This is a genomic window from Coprobacter fastidiosus (assembly GCF_982245605.1).
Map to the genome: position 1 here is coordinate 60026 of NZ_CEVCIF010000014.1, position 10362 is coordinate 70387.

General features: G+C 36.9%; 7 protein-coding genes. 2 read left to right on the forward strand and 5 right to left on the reverse strand.

Annotated features, from left to right (window positions below; all coding sequences use genetic code 11):
• Positions 1–3: 3 nt before the first annotated feature.
• From AC0UMU_RS05365 to AC0UMU_RS05375, 3 genes are all read right to left on the reverse strand, one after another.
• A complete protein-coding gene (locus AC0UMU_RS05365; protein ID WP_278715606.1) occupies positions 4–2652 on the reverse strand; it encodes an AsmA family protein in 2649 nt (882 codons plus the stop codon).
• Positions 2653–2663: 11 nt separating this feature from the next.
• The gene (locus tag AC0UMU_RS05370; RefSeq protein WP_122303559.1) at positions 2664–4673 is read right to left on the reverse strand and encodes a tetratricopeptide repeat protein; all 2010 of its coding nucleotides are present in this window, start codon (positions 4671–4673) and stop codon (positions 2664–2666) included.
• Between the two features lie 151 nt (positions 4674–4824).
• Positions 4825–6198: an MATE family efflux transporter gene (locus AC0UMU_RS05375; RefSeq protein WP_278715603.1), complete on the reverse strand. Its 1374-nt coding sequence runs from the start codon at positions 6196–6198 to the stop codon at positions 4825–4827.
• A gap of 102 nt (positions 6199–6300) precedes the next feature.
• On the opposite strand from AC0UMU_RS05375, the gene AC0UMU_RS05380 reads away from it, so the two are divergent.
• Positions 6301–6948 (forward strand): HAD family hydrolase, encoded by a 648-nt coding sequence (locus AC0UMU_RS05380; protein ID WP_278715601.1) that lies wholly within the window; start codon positions 6301–6303, stop codon positions 6946–6948.
• Here the strand turns inward: AC0UMU_RS05380 and AC0UMU_RS05385 are convergent.
• Both AC0UMU_RS05385 and kdsA read right to left on the reverse strand, forming a co-directional pair.
• Positions 6945–8111, reverse strand: coding sequence for an MFS transporter (locus AC0UMU_RS05385; protein ID WP_278715599.1), 1167 nt, complete (start codon positions 8109–8111; stop codon positions 6945–6947). The genes AC0UMU_RS05380 and AC0UMU_RS05385 overlap by 4 nt on opposite strands.
• 8 nt (positions 8112–8119) lie before the next feature.
• Entirely contained in the window at positions 8120–8944 is an 825-nt protein-coding gene (gene kdsA / locus AC0UMU_RS05390) for a 3-deoxy-8-phosphooctulonate synthase (RefSeq protein ID WP_278715596.1), read from the reverse strand.
• A gap of 86 nt (positions 8945–9030) precedes the next feature.
• Here kdsA and AC0UMU_RS05395 point away from each other — a divergent pair, with 86 nt between their 5' ends.
• The gene (locus AC0UMU_RS05395) at positions 9031–10323 is read left to right on the forward strand and encodes a MutS-related protein (RefSeq protein ID WP_278715593.1); all 1293 of its coding nucleotides are present in this window, start codon (positions 9031–9033) and stop codon (positions 10321–10323) included.
• The last annotated feature ends 39 nt before the right edge of the window (positions 10324–10362 follow it).

The window sequence follows — 10362 nt, forward strand, 5'->3', positions numbered from 1 at the left end:
GTTTTACTCAGCCTCTATTTTTTGTATGGCCTTTTCGGCCTCTTCTTTTAACTTATCTGCCTGTTTCTGTGCCTCTTTTACTAATGCTGCAGCAGCAGTTTTCGCACCGATCTTTTCGAGAGGCTTTTGAGCTTTGTCTATCAGTTTTTGCCCTTCTTTCTCTGCAGTTTCTACTAATTTTTTTCCTGCTGCATCGGCTTGTTCTCTTAAAGCGGCGATACGTTCTTCTTTATCCTTTCCGGTAAGTTTAGTCAGTTGACTGTTTACGGCTGTTTTTACGGCATTGTTGATCATTTCTTTAGTGTCGAGTTTGATCTCGGGCTTTGAAAATGTACCTCCGATAGTTGCCGTTACATTACTGATATATCCGCCAGTAGCAGATTCGGGAAGTGCGATTTTTGCGGTGTAGTCGATACTCTGATCTAAACCGGTTGTTCCGCTTAGATTCATACTGATATTACCCATTTTTATATTAAAAGGATCGGTTTTTAATAGTCCGTTTTCGATTGTAAATGGTATTTTTATATCTTTAGCTTCGATGTTTTTAAGTTTATCATTTTTCAATAATGTGGCAATCTTGTCAAAAACTTCGAGGTTTTGTACATGAATATCATTGGATTGTAGAACCCCTTTAGCCGTCAGTGACATTAATTCGGGGCTCATAGTGTTATCCAAAGGGGTCTTTAAATCAAGATTTACAGAGTAGTTACCTCCTGTTTTTGCAAAAATTGGGACGATCTTTTGGATCATATCCAATTGTTTGAACGTTTCTTCGAAAGAAGCTTTCTGGATATTCAGTCCAAAATTTACCATAGGCCGGTTTTTATTCTCGGCGGTACTATATGATCCGGTTGCTGATATAGATCCATCAAAGGCATTAAAATTTAGAGGATTCATTCGAACGACCCCATTTGAAACAGATAGATTTCCGTTGATATTATTGATTTCGATTTTTTGGAAAATGACTTTTTTAAGGTTTGCTTTAAGCGACAAATCCAAATTTTTAGGAACTTCTATAACACTCATGGTTGTCGTGTCTGTTGTTACTTCGGTTTCTGTACTTGTCTCTTCAGTGTCACTTATAAAATCATTTAAGTTCAGATATGAAGAATTTAAAGAAAGGTTGCCTTTTAAAGTTTCATTTTTCAAAAAATAGGGTAGGTAGTTAGATAAAGAGCCTTTTGCCTGTAAATCGTTTTTTCCGATATTTACGTCCATTTCATTTAAAGACATAGCTTTGGGGCTGATCGTTGCAGATGCTTTCTTTAATGTTATGGCAGGGATTCCAGGAGTTGTAAAATTCATATTGCTTATAGAGATATTCCCTTCACCTTGTATATTTTGATATTTTTCTTTTTCAATATCCGACATTTTACCCGCAAAACTTAATGTGGTCGTCAGTATTCCGCTTAGTTTTATCGAGTCTCCTAAAGGATATACCTCTTTAATCATATCCAGATTCAGAGTTCCATTTGCTGTTGCTTTAAAATTCAGATCAGATACGGGAGTCGATGCGTTTAATGTCAGCTTGAACGGGTTTTCTGCCATTTTAAAACTGAGATTATCAATATTGATAGTAGTTAAGTCGGCATTGCCTCCCGGATTTTCTGCAAAAATATAGATATTGATATTGTCAATTGCTTTGGGCATACCGGCATAATTGATCATGCCGTCTTTGACGTTTAATAAAAATGAAAATTGTGGTAATAGGTCTCCGGTCATTTTGCCTTTGGCTGCAGCTTTAAAGTCTAATGCACCTTTAGCAGTTAATGACTCGAAATTGTTTTGATAAATGCCGGGAATGAGAGAAAGAATGTCTTTGAACTCTATTTTTGGACTATTTAAACGTATATCCATGTCCATATCATTTTCGAGAAGTGCTATCCAACCGTCGAGATTCAACTCGATTGCATTAAGTCGAAGTTTGTTTTCATCAAATGTGAATTTGTTATTTACCAAATCAGCCAGAACTTTCATGTCCATTTCAAATTCTGCGTTTTTGAGATAAGGGACAGCTCCTGATATAAAATCTATATTTTGGGTTATCATGTGACAATCAATCGATGTTGATTCGGTACTCATATCTCCCGATAGTTTCAAGTTCAGTTTCTGAGTATAGAATTCCATTTTAGAAGAGTCATCTATGTATGCAATACGTCCGTCTTCTATGGTGAATTTTTTTAATTTAAGAGCGAAAGACGAGCTGGACGAAGTCGTGTCTGTTGCAACAGTCGTTGTTGTGTCTGGTTTCATTATGTCCCAGTTTACATTTCCATTCGCTAATTTGACTGCTTTTACCTGCGGTTTTTCCAGAATGATATGGTTTATTTCGATTCCTTTATCACCGAACAGACTCATTATATTAACGGCGATGTCTATCTCCTTTGCAGAGACAAGAGTGTCTTTCTCGAAATCACCGATACCCGTAAGAGATAATTGTTGCAACTCGATAGAGGCTTTCGGAAAATGAGAAAAGAAACTGAGGTTCAGATCGGCAAATTCGAGCTTGGCGTTCAGCATGTTATTTGCCTCTTTTTTCACTATCTCCAATATCTTGCCTTTAAAAGCAAAAGGGAGAATGAGCATGATAACCAAGATTGTACCTATGACTATCCCGGTAATTTTTAAACCTTTTTTTACTTTTGTATTCATACCCAAATGATTTATTTGTTATGTTTTCTTTCTCTTATTTCTTCTGCAATGCTCCAGAAACGACCGGCTGTTTCTATTTCACCGAGTTTAGAAAATGTATCTCCGAGCCGGTCGTGCAAAGTCGCATTTTGTGGCTTTAGTTTTACTGCTTTCAGAAAATCGCTTGATGCACCTTCATAATCTTCAAGTTTGTATCGTAGTTTGCCTCTGTTATAGAGAGCTTTAAAATATAACGGACTTAACCGTACAGCTTCGTTGAGACATTGTGCTGCTCCAGATAAATCATCAGCATCCATTAAGGTAACACCTTTTCGTACCCAAGCGTCGAGCAGTAACGGATCAAGAGCCAATGCCTTGTCAAAATTAGCGAGAGCAGCCCTGGTGTCATGAGCCTTCGTAATACACTCATTACCGAGTAAATAATATTCGTATGCATACTTTTTTAATGTTTCCCGGCGTTCATGATCTCGTTGTTCGAGAGTTTTTATACGTTCTTTTAATTCTGTGATAATACTTAATTTTTTTCGGATCAATCGCTTTACTTCCGGTTTTTCAAGATCATATCTGAGATGTATAGCCTCGAACAAAGCCGTAAGACTTCCGTCAAAATCATCCTTGTCGAATTGTTTGGCTGCAGTATGATAAAGCCTGTCGGCTTGTGCCAGTTTCATTGATTGTTCGATAAGGCGAGGATTGTTGAAATTTTGGCTGAAGTGGATGATTTCTGGTTTTATAAAAATATCGCTTCTTGATATTCTTTTTTTCAAGATTATTCCGTCAAGAGATGTACAACGGCTTAGTGCCACATAAGTTTGACCTCCGGCAAAAGCGCCTCCGCTAAAATCTATAATGACATGGTTGAACGTGAGACCCTGACTTTTGTGTACGGTTATGGCCCAAGCCAGACGCATGGGATATTGGATGAAAGAGCCTAGCTCTTCTTCCTCGATTCTTTTCTTTTTTTCATTATACGAATAACGTATATTGCGCCATGAATCACGCGCAACTTCGTGCTCTTCTCCGTTTTCAAGCAATACATATATTTTCCCGTCTTCGCTAATCGAGGAGATAATTCCGAGAGTACCGTTTACCCAGCGATGGTCATAGTCGTTTTTGATAAAAATTATTTGTGCACCCTCTTTGAGAATCAACTCTTTTAATGTAGGAAGACTTGATTCGGGGAAATCGCCTTTTATTTCTCCCTTGAATACAAATTCTTTTCCGTCAAGATCTGCGAGATGTTTGTCATTAATGTAATCGACGTTGTCTCTTCTTGTTGCCAGAGTAATTGAAAAATCTTCCTGCTGTGGTATAAAATTAGGATTATATCGGCTATTGAGTATTTTTAGATCGTTATCGTCTGTTGTGTTGGTACGAATTCTGTCGAGAAGATTTACAAATGTTATGTCGGTTTGTCTATACACTTTTTTTAGTTCGATAGGAACAAGACTTATCTCTTTAAATACTCGTGCTGAGAAAAAATAAGAATTGGGATAGAAACGATTCAATATGTCTCGCGCATCTTGGGTGACTACCGGTTCGAGTTGATAGATATCCCCTACAAACAAAAGCTGTTTTCCTCCGAAAGGCAGACGCATATTACCGGAATAGATTCGAAGCACACGATCTATAAAATCGATCATATCGGCACGTACCATAGATATTTCGTCTATGATAATGAGTTCGACTTCTTTGATTAGCTTACGATGCGATTTTCTATATTTTAAAAATTCAAAAATACGTCCTTCCGTTAAACTTAGATCCGGATCATCCGGTAAAATAGGACGAAACGGCATTTTAAAGAAAGAATGTATTGTACTGCCTCCGGCATTGATTGCGGCAACGCCGGTCGGAGCTAATACGATATGCTTTTTATTTGTTTGGTCGCATATATATCGCAAAAAAGTAGATTTTCCCGTACCGGCTTTTCCAGTTAGGAATACCGATTGCGAAGTATATTGAATCAGGCTTAAGGCATTCTGAAACTCTTGATTGTCGGTATCTATTTGCTGTATATCCACTTTATCACTATTTATAATTCAAAGATAAGAATATTTCCTGATTTTGAATTAAAATCGATAGTGTAGAATTGAATAAGTTTTAGCAGCTTTTTAGAGCCGGTCTAATTTTGTCCGGGTCAAATTTGAGAAAAATCCATATTTTTGTATGTTCTTATCGGACGGGTTCGTGTACAAAACTATTTTTCTTTTGTATTTTTTTGATATGTATCCATATTGCGATGATTGCCATTATAAAAGCAATAGAGTCGGCAACAGGAATACTTGCCCATACTCCGTTTGTTCCGAGATGAATTGGTAAAATCAACAGACACGGAATAAGAAATACCAATTGTCGGGAAAGAGAAAGTAAAATCGAAATTTGTGATTTCCCGATAGATTGGAAAAAATTTGTAATTACGATCTGGCATCCTACGACAGGGAACATAATTGTACATATTCTTAATCCGGTAGTTGCAATGTCGGTAAGCTCGTCATTTGTCGTGAACATAGCTACTATGGCGTGTGGGAAAATTTCATCTAAAATAAACCCGAAAGTCGTAATACATACCCCGGCGATGATTCCGTAGCGAAGAGTTTGTTTTACCCGGTCATACTGTTCTGCCCCGTAATTATATCCGATAATCGGCTGCATTCCTTGAGTCAGTCCCATAACGATCATTACGAAAAATGTGAGCATGCGGTTTACTATACCATAAGCACCGATGGCTAAATCTCCTCCATGACTCAATAAACTGTTGTTTATGATAATCACTACGCCACTGGCGCATACATTCATTAGAAATGGTGATAAACCGATAGATAAAATACTTACGATAATTCGCTTTTTAAGCACATAAGCACCCTTTTGAAAGTGTATAAAACTATTTTTATCCAGAAAATGATGGAGTACCCAGATCATTCCGCAAGTCTGAGAAATGATTGTGGCAAGAGCTGCGCCTTTGATACCCCATTTCAAGACAAAAATAAATATTGGAGCGATGATAATATTAGCTCCTACTGTAAACAATGCGGAAATCATTGCTTTTTTGGGGTATCCGGTAGCCCTCATGATATTATTGAGTCCGATAAATACATAAGTAATCGGTGTTCCGAGAAGAAGCACTCCCATAAAATCTCTGGCATAGGGAAGAGTCTCGGCACTTGCCCCGAAAAATAACAGAATCGGATCAAGAAAATATAGGGTGACGAGTCCGAACATAATACCGTTGAATATTAACATTAACAGTACATTGTGTAGGACGTATGTCGCTCGTTGCGTATCTTTTTGTCCCATATAAATAGAACTGATCGTAGCACCGCCGACACCTACCAGTACGCAGAATGCGACAATAAGATTCATTAGAGGAAAAGTTATTGCCAGCCCGGCTATTCCTAAAGCTCCGACACCATGCCCTATGAATACGCTATCGATTATATTATAAAGAGAAGTTACAGTCATCCCTATAATTGCAGGGATAGAATATTGCAGCAAAAGCTTTCCGATAGGCTGCGTTCCCAAAATAAGGGGAGAATTTGATTTTGCCATATAATTTCACAATTATTTAGTGTGGCAAAGGTAGTGATTATTTGTGTAGTCAGTATGCTTTTATTTATTTTGCAGCGTTAAACAAATAAAAGATAAGATAAAATGAATCGTACGATTGCCGCGCTATTTGATTTGGATGGAGTAATAGTTGATACAGAATCTCAGTACAGCATATATTGGAATAATGTGGGAGTGAAGTATTTATCTGATCCTGATCGTTTCGGTGATAAAGTAAAGGGAAATACATTGCGTCAGATATTTGAGAAATATTTTTCCGGAAGAGAAGAAATTCAGCAAGAAATTGTTGAAAATCTCGATAAATGGGAACACGATATGTCATACGATTACATTCCGGGTATCTTGGATTTTTTGAATTGCTTACGTAAAAATGATGTAAAAACGGCAATCGTTACAAGTTCTAATGATGTGAAAATGGCAAATCTTTATCGTGAGCATCCTGATATTAAATCATATTTTGATGTAATAGTAACCGCTAATCAGATATCTCGGTCTAAACCTGATCCTGAGTGCTATTTATTGGCGGCGAAGCTATTGGATGCAGATGTTCAAAATTGTTATGTCTTTGAAGATTCTTTAGCCGGACTGGCTGCCGGGCGTGCGGCGGGTATGACGGTTGTCGGACTTTCTACGACTTTACCTTTTTCCCGGATAGAAGATAAAGCAGATATTGTAATTTCAGATTTTAGAGAATTTGATTTTGATAAATTGATGTCAATAAAACGCAGTTAGTTTTTAGGCAGGCTTTTGGACTTACATAAATAAATTGCAGAAGCAAGGAGAGACAACAGACAAATCAAAAGAACATACATCCCTGTTGATCCTCCGGTTAGGTCATTGATAATTCCGATGATTAAAGGAATTATTGCTCCACCCGATACGGCCATTATCATTAGTCCTGATATTTCGTTGGCTTTATCGGGACGGTATTGCAAAGCAAGGGAAAGTAATATAGAGAATACGTTTGCACATACCAGTCCGATAATAAAAATAGAAGTCAAGGCAATATATAATTGGGGAAATAACATCATTATAATGAAAATAATTACTCCGGTCGCCATTGTATAGAGATAGATATTTTCTGAGCGATATCGCAGTAACAGTACTGCTCCGATCAGAGATCCTATAATTCGGGCTGTAAAATAAAGACTCGATCCTAACCCCGCTTGTTGTAGAGGAAGTCCGCAACGTGTTTGAAGAAAATCCGGAACATAGACGTTGAGACCCACGTCGATGCCGACAAACGCAAAAAGTGCTAAGAATAGGATCAAAATGTGTCTGTTTTTTAGAAGTTGTAATATGGATAGATAAGAACTTTTTTGTGTGTCATCGGTATTCCGTTCTGTAACGGGCGATTTATATAGCCATAGAATCCCGATTACGGTGATTACGGCATAAATAGGAAACGTGTTTTTCCAGTTTCCGGTCAGAAGCATAATTGTAGTTACCAGAATAGGACCTATTGCCGAAGAAACAGACCGGAAAAATTGTCCTAAAGTGAGACTGCTTGTAAGCTTGTTTTCCGGAACGACATCCGCTAAAAGAGGGTTGATGGAAGTTTGCATGACCGTATTTCCTATCCCTACCAAAGCAAAAGTCGTCAACATGGCAGGGAATGTATAACCGGTAATCGGGATCAAGAGAGCTATGAGTGTAATTATAAAACTTGCCAGCACACTGTTTTTTCGTCCTATTCGGTTCATTAGCATTCCGGAAGGAACAGCGAGGAAGGCAAAACTTATAAATGCGATTAATGGCAAGAAAGAAGATACGGAATCGCTTAACGAAAAATCTGCTTTTACATAATTAGCGGAAATTCCGACGATATCGACCAGTCCCATGATGAAATATCCGAAAAAGATTCCGGCTACCGTACTTCTGTTTTTTATCTGCATTTATCTTTTTATTTATCGAATTTATTGATTGTTTCCCGAATAGCCGTCAATCTCACTAATAACCCTTCTAATAAATCCAGACGAAGCATATTTGCACCGTCAGATTTGGCTTTTTCCGGTTCGGGATGAGTTTCCATAAATAATCCGTCTGCTCCGGTTGCTATTCCGGCACGGGCGATTGTTTCGATCAGTTGCGGCATTCCTCCGGTAACGCCTGAAGTCTGATTAGGTTGTTGAAGAGAATGTGTGACGTCCAGAATGACCGGATATCCGAATGATTTCATTTCAGGAATTCCTCGGAAATCTACTAATAAATCTTGATACCCGAATGTCGTTCCTCTTTCGGTGATCGCAACTTTCTTGTTTCCGGCATCAATGACTTTTTGAACGGCAAATTTCATTGCTCCCGGAGATAAAAATTGCCCTTTCTTTATATTTACGACACGACCTGTCTCTGCAGCAGCGACTAAAAGATCGGTTTGTCGAGACAAAAAAGCAGGTATTTGCAGTATATCTGCATATTCCGCTGCCATTCGAGCCTCTTCTGCCGAATGTATATCGGTAACAACCGGAATATTGAAAATTTCTCCCACTTTTCGGAGTATCTTCAATGCTTTTTCATCTCCGATACCTGTAAAAGAATCTATTCTCGAGCGGTTCGCTTTACGATATGACCCTTTAAAAACATAAGGTATATGCAGACGGTCTGTGATCTTTACGATTGTTTCAGCAATATTTAAAGCCATATTTTCGTCCTCGATAACGCAAGGTCCGGCTAAAAGGAAAAAAAGACCAGAATCGGTATGTTTAAGTTTTTCAGTTTGCAGTAACATATCTGTTAAATTAATTGATGGTGCAAATATAGAGGAATAAATGTAAATTTTTTCTTTAAAGGAATAGAACTGCAAAAAAATTGTTTATGTTTACGATAGATAATCAAATGTATTTAGATATGGATTTTTATGTAGATCAACAGACTCTTGATGATTTGAATATATTTGGAAAATATAAGGATGATGATTCTGTTTTTCATCTTTTTTCTAAAACTCGCTCTTATCTTGGAAAGAAAAAAATGGAACAATTATTTTTGCATCCTTTAATAAATTTGAATGAGATTAATGATAGATCTCGTTTTATTTATTGTTTGGGAAATATAGATGAGATTTCTTTAGAATATGAGGATCTCGATTTTATAGAATATTATTTATCGTTACAACCATTACCAACACGTATTTCTTATTATGATGCAATACGTCGTCATTTACATAACTGTTTTTTTAATGATAATCCATATTATATTATTCGTAGAGGAATTGTTCTTTTGATAGAAAATTTATATAAATTGTCGAAATTTGTGGAACAATTGTCTCAACAAAAAGATAATCCGATCATTACAAAATACCAGCAAGAAATAGAAAATACATTTAAAAATGAATATTTACAGGGTGTTCTTGTATTCAAAAAAAGAAAAAAACTTTCTTTATTTGATTATACAAAGTTAGATTTTGTATTTCGTTACATAGCTCGTGATAAAGTACGACGACTTATGGATATTATTTATGAGTTGGATGCTTTTACTACAGCAGCCATGGTTGCGAAAAAAAAATGTTGGGTGTATGCGACTGCTATATCTGAACCCTGCGAAATAAAAATTGATGGATTATATCATCCATTGCTTATGTCTCCGGTATCTAACGATATAGAGATAGAGGCTAATAAAAATATTGTATTTATAACAGGTGCGAATATGGCGGGAAAGTCCACTTTTATGAAAGCTTTTGGAATTGCTGTGTATTTGGCGCATATGGGATTTCCTGTTCCAGCTTCTTTCATGAAATTTGTTCCGCAACAAGGTATTGTTTCGACTATTAATATATCAGATAACCTAAGATTGGGATATAGCCATTTTTATTCGGAAGTAAAGCGCATAAAGCAGGTTGTTTTGCAATTAAATATACGTCCTAACTTGATGATGTTGTTTGATGAGTTATTCAGAGGAACAAATGTTAAAGATGCGTATGACGCGACGGTTTCTGTATTGGGCGCTTTGGCTCGTTCAAGAAAATGTTTCGTTATAGTTTCTACTCATATCATAGAGGCAGCACAGGAGATAGAAAAAATTTGTAATAATGTGCAATTCTTGTGTTTTCATACTCAACTGAATGGTGATGAAATGTCTTATTCTTATAGACTAAATCGGGATATTCAGTAAATGTCCCTAAAAATCAAGATGGCATATGAAGATGATAGA